This window comes from Allorhizobium sp. Av2, assembly GCF_021462805.2.
GTDB classification, from domain to species: domain Bacteria; phylum Pseudomonadota; class Alphaproteobacteria; order Rhizobiales; family Rhizobiaceae; genus Allorhizobium; species Allorhizobium vitis_G.
Genome location: NZ_CP192697.1, coordinates 1,105,283 through 1,127,710, shown reverse-complemented (window position 1 = coordinate 1,127,710; position 22,428 = coordinate 1,105,283). Strand labels below are relative to the sequence as shown.

Here is a 22,428-nt window from a genome sequence, read left to right as displayed (position 1 = left end):
GAAGATCCTGCAGGAGAATCAAAGCATCCTCCCCATTCTCGACTGCTTGCGGGTCTCGGCCAGTTTACTCGCTGTCCAGATGCAGTCTGCAATCAGACGCGGATTAAGCTTCACCGGAACGGAGTGAATGACGCTGGCTGGGGCCATGGCAATCTCACCGACTTTCAGCAGGTCTTCCGCTGTCACCGTCTCCAACCCGAGATCGCCAAGCATGGTCGGCAATTTCAGGTCCTGGCAGAAATCGATCGCCTCGTTGATCTCGTCCAGCGACCGATTTTCCAGCACCAACAGACCGATAATACCGAAGGCGACTTTTTCGCCGTGGAAGAAATGATGGGTCGGCTCCAGCACGGTCAGCGCATCATGGATGCCGTGCGCGCCGGAGACACCGCAATTTTCAAACCCAAGACCGCTCAAAAGCGTATTGGCCTCGATGATATTTTCCACCGCTGGCGTCAGTTTGCCATCAATGGCGGCAGCATAGGCAGCCCGCCCATCGCGCATCAGGACCTCATGGCAACGCCGGGCAATCGCTGCCCCCGCCGCAGTTGTTGCATAGCCATCGCCGATATAATTGTTCGAATGGCTTTCGAAATTAGACCGCGCCTCATACCAGGTCGATAGAGCATCCCCCATGCCCGAAACCAGAAAGCGGACGGGCGCCTTGATGATCAAGGCACTATCGACCAGAACAACATCCGGATTGCGGCCGCACCGCACCACCCGGTCATAGACGCCGTCCTCGCTGTAAATCACGCCAAGCGCACTGGTCGGAGAATCCGTCGAAGCGATGGTCGGGACCGTCACCGTGCGCGCACCAATATGAAGTGCGGAAATCTTGGCTGTATCGAGCGCCTTACCGCCGCCAATCCCAATAATGACACCAGCGCCAGCGGTTTTGCCAAGGCCCACGGCGCGCTCAACTTCCTTATCCGTGGATTCGCCGCAAAATTTCATGAAGTGGCTTTTCACCCCATGGGCATCAAGGTTTTTCTCCACTTCCGGGCGAAGAGTATCCCAGAAAAACCCATCGATGACGATCAGTGCCGAGTTTGACAGCGGCGCGATGTAAAGCCCGATCTCATCGATGACACCCGGCCCTTGAACATACCGCAGCGGTCCGCCATAGCCTCTTGACGTCATGGTCTTTATCCTTTTTCGAAAAATGCAATGATCAACGCAGCGTCAAGCCGCCATCAATGGTGATGATTTCACCTGTGGTGAAGGAACTGGCGTCGCTGGCCAGATAAACCACCGAACCAGCCAGTTCCTCGACGGAACCGATTCTGTTTTGCACGGCACCTTTTGCCCAATGATCCCTGACGACATCGGGATGTTCCCGCAGCACATCATCGGTCAGTTCCGTGCGAATATAGCCCGGCGCAATCGCATTGACGCGAATATTGTGTTCGGCCCATTCCGTTGCCAACGCCTTGGTCAACATATGAACGCCAGCCTTGGAAACATTGTAGGCGGCATGACGGAACGGCCAGTTGACGATCCGGCCCGACATCGAACCAATATTGATAATCGATCCGCTTTTCTGCGCGATCATTTGCCGTCCAACATGTTTGGAGGCAAGGAAAACGCCGTCCAGATTGACGGCCATCGTCTGGCGCCATTGATCCAGGCTGCAATTTTCCGCTGCGGCTGGCAGAACAATACCAGCATTGTTGATGAGAATGTCGATGCGCCCGAACCGATCGACCACAGACTGCGTCATGCGCTCGACATCCGCCTCTTGCGCGACATCGGCTTGCAGGGCGAAACTATCGCGCCCTTGTGTCCTGAGACTGGCGGCCAGTTCTTCGGCACGGTCCAGCGTCGAGCGCACGACAATGGCGACATCGGCGCCATGGGCGGCCAGCGCCTCGGCCAGCCCCTTGCCAATGCCTCGCGACCCGCCGGTAACAATGGCCTTGCGTCCGGTCAGATCAAACATATGGCGGTAATCGGATGCTGTGTTTGACATGTAGGCTCCTCCCTATCTGTCTTGTTTTTCCAGTCAGGCCACGGTCTGCGAAGCCTGTGGCGTAACGGTGCTTTCGCCCCAGCGGGCGAGGATATGTTCAGCGGTGCGCTGCGCCTGCGCGACAATGGTCAGCGAGGGATTGACGGCAGTGGAGGACGGCAGGAAGGACGCATCGACGACGTAGAGATTATCGACGTCCCAAACCTTGCAATGCGTGTCCAACACGGATGTCTCTGGCGTCTTGCCGAAACGGGCAGTGCCACATTGATGCATGGATACCTTGATATCCATCTTGTTGGTAATGATCAGCGGATAGCCCAGCGAGCGCATATGCCGCGACCAGACCTTGACCAGTTCATTGTGAGATTTGAGATTATTGGCCGTGTAGCTCAAACGGATGCGGCCATCCGGATCGACGGTGACGCGGTTTTCAGGATCGGGCAGATCCTCCGACATCAGCCACCAATCGACACTGCGGTCGGCGAACAATGACATCAACCATTCCGGCGCCCAGGCCGCACCGGCGGTCAGCATGCCCCCCTGCAATTTGCCAAGCCCCTGGATATTGCCAAGTGGATAAGGCTTTTCGGCATTGGCGAGGTAGTAATCATTGATCGCCATGGATTTCTGGAAAATGACGCGGTTCTTCTTGAAGGGTGAAATCGCCATCAGCGCGGTATTGTTATGCGCCATGTAATTGCGGCCGAGCTGGTCGGACATGCTATTGCCGATGCCGCGCTTATGGGCCTGATTGGCTGATCGCAGCAAAAGGGCTGCCGAATTGATCGCCCCTGCACTGGAGACGAACAGATCGGCTTCGATCCGCTTTTTTTCACCCCCATGGGTCAGTTCAACGCCGGTCACTCTCTTGCCAGTCGGATCGGTCAGCAACCGATGCACAAAGGCTTCCGTAACAAGCTCGATTTTACCTTTGCCACGGGCGAGCGCCGGATTAACGAGGCGCACTTCGGCGTCTCCCTTGGCGCCCAGCTTGCAGGCAAAGCCGTCGCAGGTCCGACATCGGATACAGCTGCCGCCCTGATGGTAATCAATGGCAATCGGCAGCGGAAAGGGATGCAGGCCTCTTTCTTTCAGCTTTTTTTCGAAGAAGGCGATTTCCGGTTCATGGCCGATGGCCGGATGTGGCATGGGGCCGGAGCGCGGCGGCTCGGTCGGGTCTATGCCCGCCGTTCCATGCGTCCCCATCAACCGTTCAGCAACAGCATAATAGGGTTCGAACTCGTCGTAGGAAACCGGCCAGGCAGGTGCGACGCCGTCTTCATGGGCCAAATCCTCAAAATCTTCCCGGCGAAAGCGCAGGGTGGCCGCACCGAAGAATTTGCTGTTGCCGCCGACATAATAAAACGTGCTGGGGCGGAAAGACTGACCGTCCTTGTCGCGCCATTCTTCTGTCGTTGCATATTTCTTCTGGTGGAAGACCGCATCGACGCTCCAATTATCGTCTTCACGCGGCAAGCGTGGTCCGCGCTCGATCATCAGGATATTGCGGCCCGTTTCTGCCAACCGGTTCGCCAGCGCGCCGCCGCCGACGCCCGAGCCAATAATGATCACGTCGTAAAATCGCTTCAACTCACTCATGTCTCTCTCCCGTGCCTGCCTTTGGCTGCACCTGCGTCTGAATGAATGCCTTTCCCCCCGAAAGGCGCATTTCTACCAAGGCTTGAACTTGCTCCAATGCTCGTTGGTGTTACATGATCGCCCCGACCTGCCAGGGGACAAATTCATTGTCACCGTAATTGTAGATCTCACTCACTGTCCGCTCGCCCGACGCGGTGGCAACCACAGCCTCGAAAATCCGCTGCCCGACCGCCTCCACCGTCTCATCGCCGGTGACGATGGTGCCGCAATTGAGGTCCATGTCTTCCTGCATCCGCTCATACATTGGCGTGTTGGTGGCGAGCTTCAGCGATGGCGCCGGTTTGAAACCGGACACCGAACCGCGCCCGGTGGTGAAACAGATGACATTGCAGCCGCCCGCCACCTGACCGGTCACAGCAATCGGGTCATAGCCGGGCGTATCCATGAAGACGAAACCGGGTTCGGTGATGCGCTCGGCATATTCATAGACGGCGTTGAGCCTGGTCGTGCCGCCTTTGGCCACCGCACCCAGCGATTTTTCCAGAATTGTGGTCAGCCCACCGGCCTTATTGCCATGGGATGGATTGTTGTTCAGCTCGGCCCTGCCCCGCGCCGCATAATCACGCCACCATTCGATGCGCTCCAGCAGCTTTTGGGCCACATCAGGGCTTTTTGCCCGCCGGGTCAACAGATGTTCGGCACCGTAGATTTCCGGCGTCTCAGCCAGACATGCCGTACCACCATGGCGGACCAGCAGATCGGCGGCATAGCCAAGCGCTGGATTGGCGGAAATGCCGGAATAACCATCCGATCCGCCGCATTCGAGCGCCAATTTCAGCTTCGACACCGGTTGCGGCGTGCGCTCTAAGGCATTGACGGCGGGCAACATTGAATCGATGGCTGCAATCGCTGCTTCGATGGATTTGCGTGTGCCGCCGGTTGCCTGAATGGTCAACGTGTGAAATCTGCCGCTCTCGCTGAGGCCATGAGCGGCAAGCAAAGCTGGTATCTGGTTGGTTTCGCAGCCAAGGCCGATCATCACCACACCGCCCACATTGGCATGGGTGGCATATCCGGCCAGCGTGCGCGTGAGATAGAGATAACCCTCCGTCGCCGTATTGATGGCGCAGCCGCCCGCATGGGTCAGCGCAATCACCCCATCGACATTGGCGAAATCACCGAGCATGCCCGGCTGGGCATAATGCTGCGCCACGGCCTTGGCCACGGTGGCGGAACAGTTCACCGAAGAGACGATGGCGATGTAATTGCGCGTACCGGCCTCACCATTTTCCCGCTGATAACCCATAAACGTCGCGGGCTGTGGCACAAAAACAGGCTCCTGCGCGTCCACGCAAAATTCGTGGGCCAGTTCCACATCCCCCATCGCCATATTGTGAGTGTGGACATGATCACCAACCGCAATAGGTTGCGTGGCGAAGCCGATGATCTGGCCGTATTTGATAATGGCCTGTCCCGGCTGAAGGGCCGTGATGGCAACCTTGTGACCCTGGGTGATCCGGGCCGAAAGCTGCACGCCGCCAAGCGCTGGAAGCGCCACCGGCTCCAGAGTCAACCGGGCAACGGCCACATTGTCACGCAAATTCAGCCTGAGCAGCGGCGAAGAAACCGAAGTCACTGTCATGGTCCTTCCTTTCCATCAAAAAGCGCGCCCTGGTCCTCATGCATTTTGGCCATGACGGCGAAGGAGGAATCCAGGTGGATTCGCATGGCCAGTTCGGCCTGATCGGCATTGCGGCTAGCCAGCGCCCGCACGATTGTGTCGTGCTGCTCGGTCACAACAGCCAGATGGCCCGGCACAGGTGCGCTGAGCTGGCGCATACGGTCGAGATGAACCTTGGCAAGCGTGATGAACTTCCAGATGCGTGGATAGCCGCTGATCGTGGCAATGGCGCTGTGAAAGGCATCGTCGCAATCCAGATATTTTTCCAGCTGATTGCTATCGAGAATGGCCTGCATCTGCGAGATGATCGACTTCAGTTGCGCGACGTCGCGATCGGTCACATTGGCCACGGCCTTTCTGACGCTTTCGATTTCCAGCGCCCGGCGAATGACAAAGCCCTCTTCCGCCACAGTGAAGGAAATACGACTGACATAGGTGCCGGAATGGGGAAACACATCCACCAGCCCCTCATCCGCCAGCCGCTGCAAGGCCTCTCGAACCGGGGTGCGCGACACACCGAATTCCGCACATAGATCTTTTTCCGAGATGATTGCCCCAGGCTGCATCTCCAGATGGACGATGGCTTGACGCAACAACCAATATATCTGTTCAGCCTTTGGAATTGTCTTCATCTTATCCGTGCGCATCGCTATCTCAACAATTTCGGGCACTTTATCGCCTATAGAGAAGTTTTCGAAAGCCTGTTGACAGGCGAATAATCATCTGACTTAGATAACTCATATATTGGTTGGCGGTGCAAGTGAAATTTTCAGCCCGCAGCCAGGAGGACTAAACCGAGCTGGCGAGGAGGCCGGCAGGCGCTTTCAAAATTTGGGAATGACGATTCTGGCCGACACTGTTTGCGCCTTGCGTGATGCAATGGCGACGGGAGATCTGTGTCTCACTTCGGCTGACAAACTATGGATGCAAGCGGATCATGGCGACAATCAATTATCTGACACGGATTGAATTCAACGAAGGCGCAATTTCAACATTGCCTGCGTTGCTGGCTGAACTCGGCGTGAAAAAGCCGCTGATCGCAACAGACAAAGGACTGGTTTCGACTGGTCTGGTTGCGAAAGTCCTCAGCCTGTTTGATGAAACACCCGCGGTGTTTGACGACACTCCGGCCAATCCGACAGAAGAGGCCGTCACCCAGGCTTATGACCTCTATAAAAGCGCCGGATGCGACGGCATTGTCGGTCTTGGCGGCGGTTCCTCGCTCGATCTGGCCAAGGCCGTCCGGCTTCTGACCGGTCATGCGGCACCCTTGGCGCAATATACTGCTGTGGAAGGCGGCGCCTCAAAAATCCACGGGCGCATCTGTCCGATGATTGCCGTACCAACCACATCCGGCACCGGTTCGGAAGTGGGGCGCGCTGCCGTCATCATCACCAGGGAAGGCCGAAAACTCGGCATATTGAGCGGTCACATGCTGCCCTCCATTGCGCTCTGCGACCCGGAACTGACCTATGGCCTGCCGCCGTTTTTGACCGCAGCAACCGGCATGGATGCCCTCTCCCACTGCCTGGAAACCTATATGGGTCCATCCGTCAATCCGCCTGCCGATGCGATTGCGCTCGACGGTTTGAAGCGCGGCTTTCCTGCCATTCGAAAGGCGGTTGCCAATGGAAGCGACCGGCAGGCGCGCTGGGACATGATGATGACTGCGCTGGAAGGCGCCATGGCGTTCCAGAAAGGTCTCGGTGCCGTGCATGCGCTGACCCATCCGCTGGGCGCGATCCGCGAGCTTAATCTGCACCATGGCACGTTGAATGCAGTGCTGATGCCCGCCGTCTTGCGCTTCAACCGCTCCGTTATCGGCGCGAAATGGGAGGTGATGGCGGACATCATGGGTGGCGCGCCGGATGAAGTCACGGCATCGCTGAACCAGGATATCGGCATGCCCTCCGGCCTGAAAGCCATGGGCGTGACCGACGCTATGATGGAAAAAATCGCCGGAGAAGCCCTGAAAGACCATTGCCACGCCACCAATCCCCGGCTCGCCAGCCGGGAGGATTACCTGGCGTTGCTCCAGGAATCGGCCTGAAAACCGAGGCAACGAAAACAATCGAGTGGGAGGAGAACACAATGTCTGACTTTGAGGAAACCAAGGATCGCGGCCGGTTTATGGGCGATCTGAAACTGAGCCGCCGTGGCGTATTGAGTGCAGGCGCAGCCCTCACCGTGGCAGCGGCCCTCAGCAAGCCGCGCCTGGCGGGTGCCGAGGATCTGAAATTCTGTGCCTCGCTTGGCTGGACCGTCTGGGAATCGGGTCGCCATATCGTCAATGGCTATAAGGATGCCGTTTCGCGCCTGGGCGGAACCTTGACCATTGCAGATGCCAATTACGACATCAAGAAACAGGCCGATCAGATCGCTTCCTTCGTGGCGTCAAAGCCAGCGGCCATATTTATCACGCCCGCTGATGCCGCCGCGATCTCGCCTGCTGTGCAGGCTGCGGTTGCCTCTGGCATTCCGATTTTCTGTGGCGACAGCTACGTCCCCAACACCACGGTAACCTCCACCGCCATGTCGAATAATTTCGGCCTCGGGGCAGCCGGAGCGGAATATATTGCCAAACGGCTGAACGGCAAGGGACAGGTCGCCCTGGTCAGCCTGCCTTCCAACGAATCCTGGGACCAGCGCACCTTGGGCGCAAAGTCGGTCTTCGTCCGCTTTCCGGATATCAAGGTCGTTTCAGAAATCGCCTTCGCCTTGGGCGGCACAACGACGCCCCGTCAGGTGGTGGACAACATCCTGACGGCCAATCCTGAATTAAATGCCATCTGGTGTGCCTGGGATGGCGCAGCCTCCGAAGGCACACTCGCCATTCGCGCCGCAGGCCGCAAGGTGTTCATCACCGGCATCGATGGTGGCCGCCAGTCCTTTGAATATATCAAGGCCGGTTCGCCCTTTGCCATGACCATGGCCCAGAGCTTCTACGAAATGGCCTATATGAATGCGTTTTATGCTCATGAGGTCGTCGCAGGCCGCAAGGCACCGCGCTTCGTCATCACCCCGTCCTATGCGGTGACCGAGGACAGTCTGAAGCCACTCAAGGACATTCCCGACAATTACGACCAACCGGGCGAAGCCATCAAGCTTGGCTGGGCGCGCGCGCTTTAATCTGTCACTCCGGCAGGCCACCAGGCCTGCCGGCTCCATAAAGAAAGCCGGCCAGAAATACAGCCGGAAAGGCGCGGGTGCAGGATATGACAGCCATTCTCGACATGAAGGGAATCGAAAAACGGTTCGGCGTCGTCAAGGCGCTGGACAATGTCGATTTCTCGCTGGATGCCGGCGAAATCCACGCCCTGCTGGGCATCAATGGCGCGGGCAAATCGACCTTGATCAAGATCCTCTCCGGCGTCTATTCCAAGGATGCGGGTACAATCGCTATCGCCGGGGAGACGGTGGAACTCGGTAGCCCGGCAGCGGCAATTGCCTGCGGCATCGCGTCTGTGCAGCAACATCCGGAACTGGTCGATGACTTCACCGGCGTGGAAAACATCTTTCTCGGTCAAGAATCGTCCAAAGCCGGTCTTGGCCGCCGTATAGATCGCAAAGTCCTGAAAACCGAGGCGGCCTTGCTGCTGAAGCGTTTCCCTATCGAAGTCGATCTCGACCAGCGCGTCGGCGAAATGCCTGCCGTTGACCGAGAAATAGTCGCCATTCTGCATGCGCTCAGACGTGAGGATATCCGCATCCTCATTCTCGATGAGCCGACCTCGACGCTGACCGAGCGCGAAAAGACATCCCTGTTCCAACTGATGCGGCACCTGAAGGCGGCAGGCATCGCCATTATCTACATCACCCACCGGCTGGAAGAGGTTTTCGAGATCGGCGACCGCTTCACCGTGTTCCGGGCAGGAAAGCGCGTTGCCACCTTCACCTGCCGTGAGGCGCGCGACGGCAACATATCCATTCCCGAACTGATGCTGGATGAAAAGCCGGGCAATATCTTTCCTCCCAAGGCCGCGAGCGCCGCAGGGGAAGCACTTCTGGAAGTCGCGGGTCTTGAAAGACCGGGTCTGTTTTCCGGCGTGAGCTTCACCCTGCGGCGCGGCGAAATCCTCGGTATTTTCGGCCTCGTTGGCTCCGGCGCAGATGAATTATCAAAAGCGCTGTTCGGCGTTATCCGCCCCGACGCAGGAACGATCCGCATCAAGGGCAAGCCGGTGACGTTGAAAGACCCGCATGACGCCCTGCGCAAGGGCATTTTCCTGGTTCCCGGCGACCGCCGCACCGAAGGCCTTACCCTGTCGCGCAATGTGATTTTCAACATGACATTAGCGCATCTGAAGAAAGCCTCGTTTTTAGGCGGGCTGTTGAAATTCTCCTCCAGCCGCAAGATTTCCGAGCAGTTGGCCCGCCGTGTTGCCCTTCACCCGATGACACTGGACCGCCCGGCCAGCGCCTTTTCCGGCGGGAACCAACAGAAGATCGTCATCGCCAAGGGGCTCTACCGCGATGCTGACATTTATATCTTCGTTGAACCAACGGTCGGCGTCGATATCGGCGCACGTGCCACGCTCTATGCGCTGATGCGGGAACTGTCGCAGCATGCGGGTGTACTGGTGATTTCGTCTGACTGCGACGAGGTGCATGGCGTCGCCGACCGGATGATCGCCCTTTACAAAGGCCGCCCTGTCACCGTCGCCGACCAGCGCCCCAGCCGCGACCAACTTCTGTCTGCCGGAATCATGGGAGCACGATCATGATTGCCTCGTTCAAATCCTCGCCGCTCGCCTTGCGGCTTTCCGCCTTCCTTATCCTGCTTTGCGCGATTGCGGCGGTCTTTCAGTCCTTCGCTCCCGCCTATCTGACCGAAAACAACCTGCACGCCCTGCTGCGCCATATGTCGGTCAATGGCTTGACGGCGATAGGTCTGACCTTCGTCATTGTGGTTCGCCACTTTGACCTCTCCTTTCCAGGCGTCGCGTCTTTGGGCGCAATGACACTCGGCTGGCTGCTTGCCAATGACTACAGCTTGTCTGCGAGTGTGCTGGGCGGCATCGGCGTCGGGCTGATGGCCGGGTTGATCAACGGCACGGTCATTTCCTATCTACGGCTGCCCGATATTGTCACCACCATAGCCACCGGCGGCGTGGCTGTCGGATTGTCCTATTTCTACAGCAACGGCACATCAATTTCGGAAAATTTCTTCATGTCGGGCATCCTCGACCTGAACGATTCAAAATTCCTGGCGCTCGACATGCCCGTGGTCATCCTGCTGGCAACGGCCATCGTGGCCTTCGTTATCCTGCACTGCACCCGCTTTGGCAGGGCCTTTTACGCGACAGGCGAAAACCGGCGTTCGGCGGTGTTTTCCGGCATTAGAGTGAAGACCTATATCCTAACGGCCTTCGGCCTTTGCGGCGCGCTGAGCTGTCTTGGCATCACGCTGCTGGTTGCCTCATCGGGGGCAGCCAATGTGACGGCGGGCAACCAGCTGATGATGCCAGCCTTTGCCGCCGTTTACCTCGGGGCGGCCCTGTTTGGCTCCCCCTCCATTCCAGCGACGCTTGCCGGAGCGCTGTTGATGTCGGCCATGCTGAACGGCTTCACCCTGCTTGCCATTCCCTATTATTACAGTGACGCCATTGTCAGCACCGTGCTGATCCTCGCCATTGGCATTTTCGATCCGAAGCTCACAACGCTGCTTGGCGACATTTTTGGCCGAAAAGCAGCGGGTAAAAACGGGAGATAGTGGATGAAAAACGCAACGGATATCACCATGACGACTGTGCAAAGTGCCGCAACTCCAGGCCGGGTGGACATGCAGGGATTTTTCCTGCGCTACGGATTATTCCTGCTGCTGGTGCTGCTTATTGTTCTGTTCGCTTGGCTGCGCCCCAGCTTCGTCAGTGGTGGTAACATCAATGACATGCTGCGCTCGGCCAGCATCGCGGCACTGATGTTTCTGGGGCTGACCTGGATCATTGCAGCAGGTGAAATCGATGTCAGCTTCATGTCCGTTGCAGCGCTTGCCAATATGGTCGTGGCAGCCCTGGTAGCATCAGGCCAAGGCTGGGCGGTGGCCTGCCTTGCGGGTTTGTTGGTCGGCCTTGTCTTTGGTCTGGTAAACGGACTGCTTGTGGCGATCTTCAAGCTTCCGGCCCTCGTCATCACCATTGCCACGGGCGGGCTGGCCGGATCGATTGCCGCCGCCATCGGGCTTGGCACATCGATTTCCCTCTCATCCACCAGCTTTGTCGGCTCTCTCCTGCATGTCAATTTCGGCATCATACCGCTGCTGACGGTGATCGTCGCGCTTCTCTATGCCGGTGCCTGGTTTATCCAGGAAAGGCTGACCTTCGGCCATTATCTCTATGCCATGGAACAGAACCGCGCCGCCGTGATCGAAGCGGGCGTGCCAGTCAACCGGTTATTGCTGATGCTCTACGTGCTGTCTGGCCTTGTGTCGGCGCTGGCGGGTATCCTGCTGACAGCCGATCTCTCGTCCGGTCAGCCCTATATCGGCAGTTCCTATTTCATTGACGGCCTGACCTCGGTTCTGCTGGGAGGCATGGCGCTGAAATACGGCAAACCCAATGTCATCGGCACCGTCACCGCCGTTCTCCTACTGGCCACGCTTTTAAGCGGTGCCGCCCTACTCGGCTGGACGGATGCGCAACGCCAGATCGTGCGCGGCCTGCTCCTGCTATGCGGTGTCGCCACGGTTGTCGGGGCAAGGCGCAAGACACGCGCCCACATTTAAAGCCAAGGAAAATAGTATGAAAGCGACTGAGAAACGCCCCATCGGCAAGACCGGCCTGACTGTCACTGCGCTTGGCGTCGGCACGGCCCCTCTTGGCGGACTATATGCAGCGGTCTCCAAGGACGATGCCACCGCCATGCTGGATCATGCCTGGGAAGCTGGTATCCGCTATTTCGATACCGCCCCCATGTATGGCAATGGCCGCTCCGAACATCTTGTTGGAGCGTTGTTGCGGGAGAAAAATCCCGAACAACGAGACTGGGCGATCAGCACCAAGGTCGGCAGATTGATGACCACGCAGCGTGCAGGCCGAAAGCTTCCCCCGGCTCCGCCGAAAAACCCGCTCGATCCAGGCTGGTGGAACGGCTTGGATTTCCGCGAGGTATTCGACTACAGCTATGACGGCATCATGCGCAGCTTCGATGACAGTCAGCAGCGGCTGGGCTTTACCAATCCAGACATTCTCTATGTGCATGACATCGGCAGCATCACCCATGCCGATCTGCACGAGCATCACTGGTCCGCGCTGACCAAGGGGGGCGGCTTCCGGGCATTGACGCAATTGCGCGATGCAGGTGACATCAAAGGCTTCGGCCTTGGCGTCAACGAATGGCAGATCATCCGCGATGCGCTCGAAGAAGCTGACCTCGACTGTTCCATGCTGGCGGGCCGCTATACGTTGCTGGACCAGGATGCGGAACAGCAGTTTCTGCCATTGGCCCAGAAACGCGGCATGGCGCTGGTGGTCGCAGGCGTTTTCAATTCCGGTATTCTTGCCTCCACCACGGGCCGCCGAAAATTCAACTACGCCGATGCTCCGCAGGATATTGTCGATAAGGCCGAAAGGCTGAGGGTCATCTGCGACAGTTTCGCCGTGCCGCTACCCGCCGCCGCTATCCAGTTTCCGTTGCGCCATCCGGCTGCAACCTGCGTGGTGATCGGCGCAAAAACCGCAGAGCAGATCTCCACCAATATTGGCTGGTTCGAACAGGACATTCCCGAGGATCTTTGGGCGCAACTGCGCGCCGAAGGCCTTATAAGCCATTAACCTACCCCGGAGGACGACCATGCTGAAAACCATCAACCCGCTTTTGACCGGCGATCTTCTCGCGATCCTCGCTGATATGGGCCATGGCGATGAAATCGTTATAGCCGACGCCAACTTCCCCGCCATCACCGCCGCCAACCGTCTGGTGCAGATGCCGGGCATCGACGCATGTGCTGTGGTGGAGGCCATTCTCTCGCTGATGCCGCTTGATGACTTTGTCGAATATCCAGCTGGCGTCATGGACGCGCCGGGCGAGCGGCCTGCCATCTATGCCGAGTTCGAAACACTGATTGAGCGTGCCGAAAATCGCAAAATCGAGCTGGATCTCATCGATCGCTTCGCTTTCTACGACCGGTCCAAAGCCGCCTTTGCGGTGATCTCAACCGGCGAGCGGCGACTGTACGGCAATATCATCCTGAAGAAGGGCGTGGTTCGTCCCGCTTAAGCCAGAATGGAAAGTTTCGGATGCTCGACAGTCATCAACATTTCTGGAAAGTCGACCGTGGCGATTACGGCTGGCTGACGCCTCATCTCGGAGCGATTTATCGCAATTTCCTGCCAAAAGATCTGGAACGCGAGATGCGCCGGGCCGGAATAACCCGGACCATTCTGGTTCAGGCGGCGGAAACCCAGGCAGAGACCGATTTTCTGCTGACAATCGCCGCAAAGACTGATTTTGTTGCAGGTGTTGTTGGCTGGCTCGATCTGGGAGCCGATGATTTTGCCGCCCGGCTGAAACACTACCGTGCCAATCCTGATTTCATCGGCATCCGTCCCATGCTGCAAAGCTTGGCCGACGACGCCTATATCCTGCGCCCGAAGGTGATCGATAGCCTCAAAGCCATTGCTGATAGCGGCCTGCCTTTCGATATTCTGACCTTCCCGCGCCATTTACCGCATGTGATCGCGGCATTGAAACAAGTGCCGGATCTGAAGGCCGTGGTCGATCATATTTCCAAGCCGGAGATTGCCAAGGGTTCGCTTGACCCCTGGCGCGACCATATGACGGAAATTGCCGGTTTCAACCAGGTCTGCTGTAAGGTTTCCGGCATGGTCACAGAAGCCAATACGGATTGGGCGCTTGACGATTTTCGGCCCTATGTGGACCATGTTATCAAATGTTTCGGTCCCAACCGGCTGATGTTTGGCAGCGATTGGCCGGTTTGCACGCTGGCCGCCAGCTATGGCGAAGTTGCCAATCTAGCCCGTACCTTGTTGTCCGCCCATTTCGGCCCTGAGGATCTCACACTGATTTTCGAGACCAATGCGCGCCGTTTTTACGGTGTTTGAATCGGATGTCTCTACGAAGGGGCAAAACGTCCCTTAACGTCAAACGCCCACCTTGGTCTTATAAACAGACCGAGGTGAGCGTTTGATTTTACAAGTTAAATTCAGAACGGTGCATCGATATCCACGACATCAATCAGCTTGTGGTTGACAAATTCCTTGATGCCGAGGCCCAGCAATTCACGGCCATAACCCGAACGCTTGACGCCGCCGAACGGCAGGTCCGCCTTGACCATGGTCGGGTGGTTGATGAACACCATGCCTGTGGTGATCCGGTGGGCAAGCGCTACACCGCGCGCGGTATCGCGGGTAAAGATAGAGCCACCCAGACCATAGGGCGTATCATTGGCAATGCGAATTGCGTCATCATCATCCTTGGCGCGAAACAGCATGGAGACCGGGCCGAAAAATTCCCAATAACGGGCGGGATTGTCGTCGGCCAGATCGGTCAGGATGGTTGGCTGCACGAAAGCGCCCTGATTTGGCACCGGCGGCCCGACTTCCGTGGCCGTCGCCCCATGGGAAACCGCTTCGGCAATCTTTTGACGGATTTCGTCGGCAGCCCCTTGCGAGGACAGCGGCGCAAGCGTTGTTTGCGGATCGAACGGATCACCTGCTTTCAGCCCGGCGACACCGGTTTTATATTGCTCCAGAAAAGCATCATAGACCGCATCGACAATAATCATCCGCTTGGACGAGACGCAGACCTGACCGCCATTCCAGTGACGGCCAAAGACCGCCCATTTCACCGTCTTTTCCAGATCCGCATCGGCCAGCACCAAGAAGGCATCGGCGCCTCCCAGTTCCATGGTGGATTTTTTCAGCGCCTGCCCTGCCTGTGCGGCAATCGTGGCACCCGCGCCTTCCGAACCGGTCAAAGCCACACCATGGACGCGCGGGTCGTTGAGGATCATTTCCACCTGGGTCCGCGTCGCATAAAGATTGGTGAACCCACCCTTCGGCAGACCGGCCTCCAGCATCAACCGCTCAAAAGCTGCTGCGCATTGCGGCACATTCGACGCATGCTTCAACAGCATGGTATTCCCGGCTGAAAGCTGCGGCGCGATGATCCGGGCGATCTGGTAATAGGGGAAATTCCAGGGCTCAATGGCCAGCAGCACGCCCAGCGGCTCATGCACCAGGATCGCCTCACCTTCAGCCCTATGGGCGACGGGAAGCTGTTCCGGCTTCAACAGGCGCTCGGCATTGACGGCATAGTAATCGAGGATGTCGGCAGACAGTCCCACCTCGGCGCGTGCTTCAGACATAAGCTTGCCCATTTCCAGGGTCAAAAGCTTGGCATAATCATCCGTCTGTCCGCGCAGGATTTCGGCGGCGGCATGCATGACCTTGGCCCGCTCGGCAAAGGATGTCTGTCGCCATTGCTGAAATGCGGCATCCGCCGCCGTAATGGCCGCCTGAACGGCAGCGTCGGTTGCTTCGGGAAAAGTGATAAGAGTTTCGCCAGTGTAGGGATTGGTTGTTGCGTAAGCCATGGAACCGTCCTTTGCAGTCATTGCTGCGGCGCGCATTACCGACATCGGTCGCGTCGATGAGGTAATGATAGCGCTGAAGGTGGTTCTGGCTGTTGATCCTAATCAAGATCGTAAAAGTTGTAGGTTATAGCATTTTCAGGAAGCGGTTCTCCCAAAGCGCTATTCTGCGAAAACATGCGCTGATGCCGGATCGAACCCCAGCGCAACCGGCGCACCGATCGTCAATCCATCCAGTGCGGCATGGCCGAAGGGCAGACGCACCGATAGGCCATGGCCACCTTCACTCAATAGCGCGATTTGAATGGTATTACCCAAAAAGGTAATGTCTTCAATCTTGGCAGCAAGCGTTCCCGGTCCTTGAGCCGAAAGCAGGGTCAATCGCTCCGGGCGCAGCATCAGCATGGCGTTGCTTCCACTCTGTGCTTTTCCATGCAGCGGAATATTTCCGATTGCCAGATGATCACCAATGCGGATTTCAGCCTTACCGTCCCTGGTATCAGTCACCACGCAGGGCATAAAATCGCTATCACCGATAAACTCCGCCACAAACCGCGTCGCCGGATTGGCGTAAAGCTCGGCACCGGTACCGATTTGGTCGATCACCCCTTTGGAAAACACCGCAATCCTGTCGGAAAGGCGCAGTGCCTCTTCCTGATCATGGGTGACGTAAAGGATGGTGACATCCGTTTGGTGATGGATACGGCGGATCTCATGTTGGATTTCCTCGCGCAGCTTTTTGTCCAACGCCGAAAGCGGCTCGTCCATCAAAAGCACCGGCGGGTCATAGGCCAAGGCCCGTGCCAGCGCCACGCGCTGCTGCTGACCGCCGGACATTTGCGCCGGTTTGCGATCCTCATAGCCTTCCAGCCGTACCAATTGCAGCATCTTGCGGACACGCTCGGTGATGTCAGCCTTAGACCAGCCGCGCATTTTCAGCGGAAAGGCGATGTTCTGACCGACCGATAAATGGGGAAACAGTGTGTAGCGCTGGAAGACCATGCCAATATTGCGTTGGTGCGACGGGGTCTGCAACACGCTCTTGCCCGATAGCAGCATATCACCCGCACTCGGCTGTTCGAAACCGGCGAGAATATAAAGCGTCGTGCTCTTGCCTGACCCGGAAGGACCGAGAAAAGTCATGAACTCGCCCTTTGCCACCTCAAGATTGACATACTGAACCGCGACCACCGGGCCATATTGCTTGCGGATACCGCGAATTTCCAGAAAAGGCGTCATGCTTTCAGTCCTTTGCGCACCAGGGCGGTGATCAACATCAACGCGATGGTGACGACGATCAGAAGGGTGGAGGCAGCGGCAATCACCGGCGTCAGATCCTGACGCAGCGTTGCCCAGATCTTGACCGGCAAGGTTTGCAGCGTCGGGCTTGCCATGAAAATCGCCAGAACGACCTCATCCCAGGAGGTCAGGAAGGAAAACACCGCCGCAGAAAACAATCCATGACCAATGCAGGGCAGCGTGATCAACAGCCGCGCCTTGAGCGGCGAGGCACCGCACAGCACCGCTGCATCCTCGATAGATTTATCAAAGCCTTCCAATGCATTGGTCAGCGCCAGAACAGAGAATGGCAGGGCGACAACCAGATGGGCAATGACGAAGCCGAGTGTCGTGCCGTTTAGCCCGATGCGCAGAAAAAATGCATAGAGCGCCACCGCCAGCACCACGACAGGCAGGATCATCGGCGTCATGAATAGCGCCCGCAGCGCATCCCGCCCCAAAAACCGTCCGCGTACAAGCCCAAAGGACGCACAAAGCCCAATGATCACCGACAGGATCGTGACGATGACAGCGATGTGAAAACTGGTCCACGCCGCATCCAGCCAGCGCGGATCGGCAAACAGTTGGCCATACCATTTGGTGGTCCAGGCAGGTGGCGGAAAAATCAGCCATTGCGAGGAGCCGAAGGACAGAGCCGCGATGAACAGGATCGGCAGCAGGAGAAAAGCCGCTGTCAGCAGCGTGATGACCAGCAAAATCCATTTCCAGGTGCCAAGGCTGTTGAAATTCAAAAGCATGTCAGCGCCCTCCCTCACCGGCTGCACCGAACAGCTTCAGTTGCAGAGCGTAGAGGCTCAGCGTCACCACCAGAAGCACCAGCGCCGCCGCACCGCCCATGCCCCAATTAACCAGCGATTGGACGAATTGGGCGATCAGTTCGGCCAGCATCATATTGGATGTGCCGCCGAGCAGCGACGGTGTGACGAAATAGCCAAGTGACATGACGAACACCATCAACCCGCCCGACACCATGCCCGGCATGGCAAGCGGCAGCAGCACAGTCACCAGCGCCTGCCAGCGGGTCGCGCCGCACAGTGCCGCCGCCTGCAACAGCGCCGGATCGATCTTGCGGATCACCCCATAGAGCGGAATGATGATGAAGGGCAGCATGATGTAGCTCATCCCGATGGTCACACCGACGAGGTTGTTGACCATCACCAGCGGCGTATCGATCACGCCGAGACTGATCAGCGTTTTGTTGATGACCCCGGTGCGCTGTAACAGCACCATCCAGGCATAGGTGCGGGCCAGAAGGTTGGTCCACATCGACAGCAATACGATGGCAAAGATCACTGACGCCAATCGTTGCGGCATGATCGCCAGCGCCCAGGCGACCGGAAAGCCAATCAAGAGCGAGATTGCCGTGACCAGGGCCGAGACGAAAAACGTGTTGAAGAAGATTTTCAGATAGGTCGCGCTTCCCAGCAATGCGCCGTAATTGCCAAGGCCAAGCACCGGTTCCGTCACCGAGCGCGTCAGCAAGGCCAACACCGGCAGAACGAAGAAAATCAGGATCAACACCAGCGCCGGCAGGGTCGCGGCTTTATTGCCGAAACCCCACCGGCTTCTATGGGGCTGTTCAATGGTCGAGGTCGGGGACGCCATGCCGTTTCCTTGCGAAACCCGTCCGACATCGTGCATTTGGAGGATGCATCATGCCGCAACGCTGAGGACGCTCCGGCACCGGATGTTTACGGTGCCGGAAATGCCTTACTTTAGAGTATGGCTTACTTCGACTGCCAAGCGTACCAGCGCTCACCAATCTCGTCACGATGCTTGGCCCAATACGCCATGTCGGCATTGACCTGCGATGCGGTCTGCTGGTCCGGCAAGGTCTTGGCGATGGCGGGGTCCATCAGCGCCGGTGACTTGGTATTCACAGGCGCATAACCGGTCCCTGCTGCCATCTCGGCCTGACCCGCGGGCGAGGTTGCGAAAGCGATGAACTTCATCGCCGCTTCCTTGTTCTTGGTGCCCTTCGGCACGACCAGCGCATCGGCTGCCGTGATATTCTGCGCCCAGGAGGTTTCAACCGTGACACCGGTCGCGGCCAGCGCCGTCAACCGGCCATTCCAGAACGAGCCGAACGGGGCTTCGGCAGAGGCCAGCAATTGCTGCGACTGCGCACCGCCCGACCACCAGATGATGTCGGATTTGATCGTGTCGAGCTTCTTGAAAGCGCGGTCGAGATCGAGCGGATAAAGCTTATCCGGCGTCACACCATCCGCCAACAGCGCGGCTTCGATTACGCCCGGAGCCGACCATTTGTAGAAAGTGCGCTTGCCGGGAAATTTCTTGGTGTCGAACAGGTCCGTCCAGCTTTTCGGGCAAGCGGCGACAGCGTCCTTGTTGCAGCCGACCACGAAGGAATAATAAAAGCTGCCGACCGAATAATCCGTCACAAAACGCGGATCGAGCGTTGTCTTATCGATGGTCTTAAAGTCGAGCTTTTCCAGCAGACCCTTGTCGCCCGCCTGAATGGCATAGTCGCCCTCGACATCGACGACGTCCCAGTTCACGCCCTTGGCCTCGACCATGGCTTTGATCTTGCCGTAATCGGTCGGGCCGTCCTGAAGGACGTTGATGCCTTCTTTTGCCGTGAATTTATCCGCCCAGGCGGATTTTTGCACGTCCTGCGTGGTGCCGCCCCAACTGGTGAACACCATGTCAGCGGCCAGTGCGTGACCGGAGACGCCCAAAAGCAAAGCCAGCGATGCGATAATGGTTGTGTTTTTCATGTTCCCTTGTCCTTGTTTGATTGTGCCTTACCCGGATGCCGGTTGCTTCTTTTGGGCCATCCATCCGGGGCATGTTCTTATCACCGCATCACGAACGGATCGGGAAACGGGTCGTCTGAGGTTTTCAGCCAGACCGTCTTGGTGCGGGTATAATCCAGTACCGCGGCCATGCCGCCTTCCCGCCCATGGCCGGACAGGCCAAAGCCGCCAAACGGTGCAATCGGCGAAACGGCGCGGTAGGTATTGACCCAGACGACGCCAGCTCGAAGCCCGCGTATCATCCGGTGAGCACGTGTCAGGTTTTGGGTAAAAACGCCGGATGCCAGGCCATAGGCTGTGTCATTGGCCAGATGCAGCGCTTGCGCCTCGCTCTCGAAGGACACCACAGAAAGGACAGGTCCGAAAAATTCCTGCGCCAGAGATGGAGAGTTGACGCCATCGCAATCGAGAATGGTTGGCAGATAGAAATTGCCTGGACCATCCGGGCGCTGCCCTCCCGTCACCAGCCGGGCGCCTGCGGCAAGCGAGGCCTTCACCAGCGCATCGACATGATCCTGTTGGCGGCGGGTGGCGAGCGGTCCGACCTCCGTTGCCATATCCAGCGGACTGCCGATGCGGATTGCTTCGGCCTTCTCCTTCAACCGGGTCAGGAATGCATCCTTGACCGATCGCTCAACAATCAACCGTGATCCGGCAACGCAGGATTGGCCGGTGGCGGCAAAAATGCCGGAGACCTGCGCATTGGCAGCACTTTCAAGATCGGCGTCGGCAAAGACGATGAACGGCGACTTGCCGCCCAGTTCCAACGAGGTCGAGGCCAGATTTTCCGCCGAATTGCGCACCACGTGCCGCGCTGCCTCCGGCCCACCGGTGAAGGCCACATGTGCAACCCTGGGATGACGGGTGAGTGCTGCACCGCAAGCAGACCCGAAGCCGGTAATGATATTGACAACACCGGGCGGAAATCCCGCCTCATGCACCAGCCGGGCAAATTCCAACATCGGGGCCGGACCGTCTTCCGAGGCTTTCACCACCATCGTGCAGCCAGCCGCTAGAGCCGGACCGATCTTGACCGCCGAGAGAAACAACTGGCTGTTCCACGGAATGACCATAGCCACCACACCGACCGGCTCACGCCGCAGCCAGACATCCATATCCGGCTTGTCAATGGGAAGTGTCGAACCTTCGATCTTGTCGGCGAGCCCAGCATAATAGCGATAGTAATCTGCGACATAGGCAATTTGCGAGCTTGTCTCGCGGATAATCTTGCCGGTATCGCGGGTTTCCAGCTCTGCCAGCCTTGGCGCATTGGCGGCAATCAGGTCGGCCAGCCGGTAGATCAGCTTGCCACGCTGGGTGGCGGTCATTTTTGCCCATGGCCCTTCATAGAGGGCGGTATGGGCCGCTTCGACAGCGCGGTCCACATCCGCTTCGCGCGCTTCCGGCATATCGGCCCAGACCTCGCCAGTGGCCGGATCGAGGCTTTCAAACCGCGCCTCGCCGTCACTGAAGGCGCCATCGATGTAAAGCTGGAAACGCTGCATCGCTTTACTCCGCAAAGGCTGGCATGACATCGGCAATGAAACGCTCCAGCGAGGCTTTCTTGCGCTCGAAGCTCATGCCGGTGTCGATCCAGAAGGAAAATTCGTCATAGCCCAGCGCCTCGTAGCGTTTCAGCCGGGCGATGACCTCGTCTGCCGTGCCGACGGCCATATTGGCCCGCATCACCTCGGGCGCCAGCAGAGCGTTGGCGTCGATATCCTCCTGGCTCAACCGTTCGATCAGGCCCTGGTGGATCGGACGTTCGTTTTTGAACCACGCGAAGAAGTAATTGTAATAGGTGCTCAACTCCCTGGCTGCCTGGGCGATATCGGCCTCGCTGGAGCCGACATAGCTATGCAGCAGCAACATGATTTTTGGGCGCGGCAGATCGGGAGACTTGTCGCAGGCGTCGTTAAACCGTTGCATCAGAGTTTCGATTTCGCCGTCGCCATTCCACAGCGGCGTCACCTGCACGTTGCAGCCATTGGCCACGGCAAAATCATGGGAATTGGGATCACGCGCCGCCACCCAAAGCGGGATCGGCTCCTGCAAAGGTTTCGGTGCCGAGGTAGTCGCCGGGAAGGACCAGAACTCTCCCTGATGGGCATAGTCGCCAGCCCAGACGCCTTTGACGGCTGGGATCAGTTCCCGCATCCGCTGGCCAGCGGTCCAGGCATCCAAGCCCGGCATCAAACGCTCATATTCAAAGGAATAGGCACCCCGGGCGATGCCGATATCCAATCGGCCATTGGTGATCAGGTCGGTCATCGCCGCCTCGCCCGCCAGCTTGATCGGGTGCCAGAAGGGTGCAATCACCGTTCCCGTTCCAAGGCGGACGTTTTTCACCCGGTTTGCCAGATCGGCGATGGTCACGAACGGGTTGGGCGCAATGGTGAAATCCATCCCATGGTGTTCGCCGGTCCAGATCGCATGCATACCGCCTTTATCGGCGATCTCGCAGAGTTGCAGAAATTCCTCATAGAGGCTTTTATGGCTCTGGCTGGCATCGAGCCGTTCCATATGGACGAAGAGAGAGAACTTCATG

Annotated in this window: 20 protein-coding genes; 8 read left to right on the top strand and 12 right to left on the bottom strand. The window is 58.0% G+C overall.

Annotated elements, in window-relative coordinates; all coding sequences use genetic code 11:
* Nucleotides 1-18: 18 nt before the first annotated feature.
* From FS819_RS22790 to FS819_RS22770, 5 genes are all read right to left on the bottom strand, one after another.
* Nucleotides 19-1,143: a glycerol dehydrogenase gene (locus FS819_RS22790; protein WP_156549549.1), complete on the bottom strand. Its 1,125-nt coding sequence runs from the start codon at nt 1,141-1,143 to the stop codon at nt 19-21.
* Between the two features lie 31 nt (nt 1,144-1,174).
* The gene (locus tag FS819_RS22785) at nt 1,175-1,972 is read right to left on the bottom strand and encodes an SDR family NAD(P)-dependent oxidoreductase (RefSeq protein WP_156549547.1); all 798 of its coding nucleotides are present in this window, start codon (nt 1,970-1,972) and stop codon (nt 1,175-1,177) included.
* Between the two features lie 33 nt (nt 1,973-2,005).
* The gene (locus FS819_RS22780; RefSeq protein ID WP_156549545.1) at nt 2,006-3,571 is read right to left on the bottom strand and encodes a GMC family oxidoreductase; all 1,566 of its coding nucleotides are present in this window, start codon (nt 3,569-3,571) and stop codon (nt 2,006-2,008) included.
* A gap of 109 nt (nt 3,572-3,680) precedes the next feature.
* Nucleotides 3,681-5,213, bottom strand: coding sequence for a UxaA family hydrolase (locus FS819_RS22775; RefSeq protein ID WP_156549543.1), 1,533 nt, complete (start codon nt 5,211-5,213; stop codon nt 3,681-3,683).
* Complete coding sequence (locus FS819_RS22770) at nt 5,210-5,899, bottom strand: GntR family transcriptional regulator (protein ID WP_156549541.1); 690 nt, start codon at nt 5,897-5,899, stop codon at nt 5,210-5,212. The genes FS819_RS22775 and FS819_RS22770 overlap by 4 nt, the downstream gene beginning before the upstream one ends.
* Before the next feature lie 290 nt (nt 5,900-6,189).
* Here FS819_RS22770 and gbd point away from each other — a divergent pair, with 290 nt between their 5' ends.
* From gbd to FS819_RS22730, 8 genes are all read left to right on the top strand, one after another.
* Nucleotides 6,190-7,302 (top strand): 4-hydroxybutyrate dehydrogenase, encoded by a 1,113-nt coding sequence (gene gbd, locus FS819_RS22765; protein WP_156549539.1) that lies wholly within the window; start codon nt 6,190-6,192, stop codon nt 7,300-7,302.
* Between the two features lie 41 nt (nt 7,303-7,343).
* Nucleotides 7,344-8,381: a sugar ABC transporter substrate-binding protein gene (locus tag FS819_RS22760; protein ID WP_156549537.1), complete on the top strand. Its 1,038-nt coding sequence runs from the start codon at nt 7,344-7,346 to the stop codon at nt 8,379-8,381.
* Between the two features lie 86 nt (nt 8,382-8,467).
* Nucleotides 8,468-9,976 carry a sugar ABC transporter ATP-binding protein gene (locus tag FS819_RS22755; protein WP_156549944.1) on the top strand — a complete coding sequence of 503 codons (1,509 nt, stop codon included), beginning with the start codon at nt 8,468-8,470 and terminating at the stop codon, nt 9,974-9,976.
* On the top strand, nt 9,973-10,965 hold the full coding sequence (locus FS819_RS22750) for an ABC transporter permease (protein WP_156549535.1): 993 nt from the start codon (nt 9,973-9,975) through the stop codon (nt 10,963-10,965). The genes FS819_RS22755 and FS819_RS22750 overlap by 4 nt, the downstream gene beginning before the upstream one ends.
* 3 nt (nt 10,966-10,968) lie before the next feature.
* The gene (locus FS819_RS22745; RefSeq protein WP_156549533.1) at nt 10,969-11,976 is read left to right on the top strand and encodes an ABC transporter permease; all 1,008 of its coding nucleotides are present in this window, start codon (nt 10,969-10,971) and stop codon (nt 11,974-11,976) included.
* Between the two features lie 16 nt (nt 11,977-11,992).
* Nucleotides 11,993-13,024 carry an aldo/keto reductase gene (locus tag FS819_RS22740; protein ID WP_156549531.1) on the top strand — a complete coding sequence of 344 codons (1,032 nt, stop codon included), beginning with the start codon at nt 11,993-11,995 and terminating at the stop codon, nt 13,022-13,024.
* Between the two features lie 19 nt (nt 13,025-13,043).
* Entirely contained in the window at nt 13,044-13,469 is a 426-nt protein-coding gene (locus FS819_RS22735) for an RbsD/FucU family protein (protein ID WP_156549529.1), read from the top strand.
* Nucleotides 13,470-13,489: 20 nt separating this feature from the next.
* Nucleotides 13,490-14,314 (top strand): amidohydrolase family protein, encoded by an 825-nt coding sequence (locus tag FS819_RS22730; protein ID WP_156549527.1) that lies wholly within the window; start codon nt 13,490-13,492, stop codon nt 14,312-14,314.
* A 101-nt stretch (nt 14,315-14,415) separates the two neighbouring features.
* Here FS819_RS22730 and FS819_RS22725 read toward each other — a convergent pair whose 3' ends face one another.
* From FS819_RS22725 to FS819_RS22695, 7 genes are all read right to left on the bottom strand, one after another.
* Nucleotides 14,416-15,807, bottom strand: a complete 1,392-nt coding sequence (locus FS819_RS22725; protein WP_156549525.1) for an NAD-dependent succinate-semialdehyde dehydrogenase — start codon at nt 15,805-15,807, stop codon at nt 14,416-14,418.
* 159 nt (nt 15,808-15,966) lie between these two features.
* A complete protein-coding gene (locus tag FS819_RS22720; protein ID WP_156549523.1) occupies nt 15,967-17,043 on the bottom strand; it encodes an ABC transporter ATP-binding protein in 1,077 nt (358 codons plus the stop codon).
* Entirely contained in the window at nt 17,040-17,840 is an 801-nt protein-coding gene (locus FS819_RS22715; RefSeq protein ID WP_156549521.1) for an ABC transporter permease, read from the bottom strand. Before FS819_RS22715 ends, FS819_RS22720 begins: the two co-directional genes overlap by 4 nt.
* A gap of 1 nt (nt 17,841) precedes the next feature.
* A complete protein-coding gene (locus tag FS819_RS22710; protein WP_156549519.1) occupies nt 17,842-18,708 on the bottom strand; it encodes an ABC transporter permease in 867 nt (288 codons plus the stop codon).
* A gap of 122 nt (nt 18,709-18,830) precedes the next feature.
* Nucleotides 18,831-19,841 carry an ABC transporter substrate-binding protein gene (locus FS819_RS22705; RefSeq protein WP_156549517.1) on the bottom strand — a complete coding sequence of 337 codons (1,011 nt, stop codon included), beginning with the start codon at nt 19,839-19,841 and terminating at the stop codon, nt 18,831-18,833.
* An 80-nt stretch (nt 19,842-19,921) separates the two neighbouring features.
* Complete coding sequence (locus FS819_RS22700) at nt 19,922-21,385, bottom strand: aldehyde dehydrogenase (protein ID WP_156549515.1); 1,464 nt, start codon at nt 21,383-21,385, stop codon at nt 19,922-19,924.
* A gap of 4 nt (nt 21,386-21,389) precedes the next feature.
* The gene (locus FS819_RS22695; RefSeq protein WP_156549513.1) at nt 21,390-22,427 is read right to left on the bottom strand and encodes an LLM class flavin-dependent oxidoreductase; all 1,038 of its coding nucleotides are present in this window, start codon (nt 22,425-22,427) and stop codon (nt 21,390-21,392) included.
* Nucleotide 22,428 lies beyond the last annotated feature (1 nt).

What these genes read in the sequence shown, in the direction of transcription:
- FS819_RS22790 (WP_156549549.1), bottom strand. Translation starts at nt 1,143, where the DNA reads ATGACGTCAAGAGGCTATGGCGGACCGCTGCGGTATGTTCAAGGGCCG.
- FS819_RS22785 (WP_156549547.1), bottom strand. Translation starts at nt 1,972, where the DNA reads ATGTCAAACACAGCATCCGATTACCGCCATATGTTTGATCTGACCGGA.
- FS819_RS22780 (WP_156549545.1), bottom strand. Translation starts at nt 3,571, where the DNA reads ATGAGTGAGTTGAAGCGATTTTACGACGTGATCATTATTGGCTCGGGC.
- FS819_RS22775 (WP_156549543.1), bottom strand. Translation starts at nt 5,213, where the DNA reads ATGACAGTGACTTCGGTTTCTTCGCCGCTGCTCAGGCTGAATTTGCGT.
- FS819_RS22770 (WP_156549541.1), bottom strand. Translation starts at nt 5,899, where the DNA reads ATGCGCACGGATAAGATGAAGACAATTCCAAAGGCTGAACAGATATAT.
- gbd (WP_156549539.1), top strand. Translation starts at nt 6,190, where the DNA reads ATGGCGACAATCAATTATCTGACACGGATTGAATTCAACGAAGGCGCA.
- FS819_RS22760 (WP_156549537.1), top strand. Translation starts at nt 7,344, where the DNA reads ATGTCTGACTTTGAGGAAACCAAGGATCGCGGCCGGTTTATGGGCGAT.
- FS819_RS22755 (WP_156549944.1), top strand. Translation starts at nt 8,468, where the DNA reads ATGACAGCCATTCTCGACATGAAGGGAATCGAAAAACGGTTCGGCGTC.
- FS819_RS22750 (WP_156549535.1), top strand. Translation starts at nt 9,973, where the DNA reads ATGATTGCCTCGTTCAAATCCTCGCCGCTCGCCTTGCGGCTTTCCGCC.
- FS819_RS22745 (WP_156549533.1), top strand. Translation starts at nt 10,969, where the DNA reads ATGAAAAACGCAACGGATATCACCATGACGACTGTGCAAAGTGCCGCA.
- FS819_RS22740 (WP_156549531.1), top strand. Translation starts at nt 11,993, where the DNA reads ATGAAAGCGACTGAGAAACGCCCCATCGGCAAGACCGGCCTGACTGTC.
- FS819_RS22735 (WP_156549529.1), top strand. Translation starts at nt 13,044, where the DNA reads ATGCTGAAAACCATCAACCCGCTTTTGACCGGCGATCTTCTCGCGATC.
- FS819_RS22730 (WP_156549527.1), top strand. Translation starts at nt 13,490, where the DNA reads ATGCTCGACAGTCATCAACATTTCTGGAAAGTCGACCGTGGCGATTAC.
- FS819_RS22725 (WP_156549525.1), bottom strand. Translation starts at nt 15,807, where the DNA reads ATGGCTTACGCAACAACCAATCCCTACACTGGCGAAACTCTTATCACT.
- FS819_RS22720 (WP_156549523.1), bottom strand. Translation starts at nt 17,043, where the DNA reads ATGACGCCTTTTCTGGAAATTCGCGGTATCCGCAAGCAATATGGCCCG.
- FS819_RS22715 (WP_156549521.1), bottom strand. Translation starts at nt 17,840, where the DNA reads ATGCTTTTGAATTTCAACAGCCTTGGCACCTGGAAATGGATTTTGCTG.
- FS819_RS22710 (WP_156549519.1), bottom strand. Translation starts at nt 18,708, where the DNA reads ATGGCGTCCCCGACCTCGACCATTGAACAGCCCCATAGAAGCCGGTGG.
- FS819_RS22705 (WP_156549517.1), bottom strand. Translation starts at nt 19,841, where the DNA reads ATGAAAAACACAACCATTATCGCATCGCTGGCTTTGCTTTTGGGCGTC.
- FS819_RS22700 (WP_156549515.1), bottom strand. Translation starts at nt 21,385, where the DNA reads ATGCAGCGTTTCCAGCTTTACATCGATGGCGCCTTCAGTGACGGCGAG.
- FS819_RS22695 (WP_156549513.1), bottom strand. Translation starts at nt 22,427, where the DNA reads ATGAAGTTCTCTCTCTTCGTCCATATGGAACGGCTCGATGCCAGCCAG.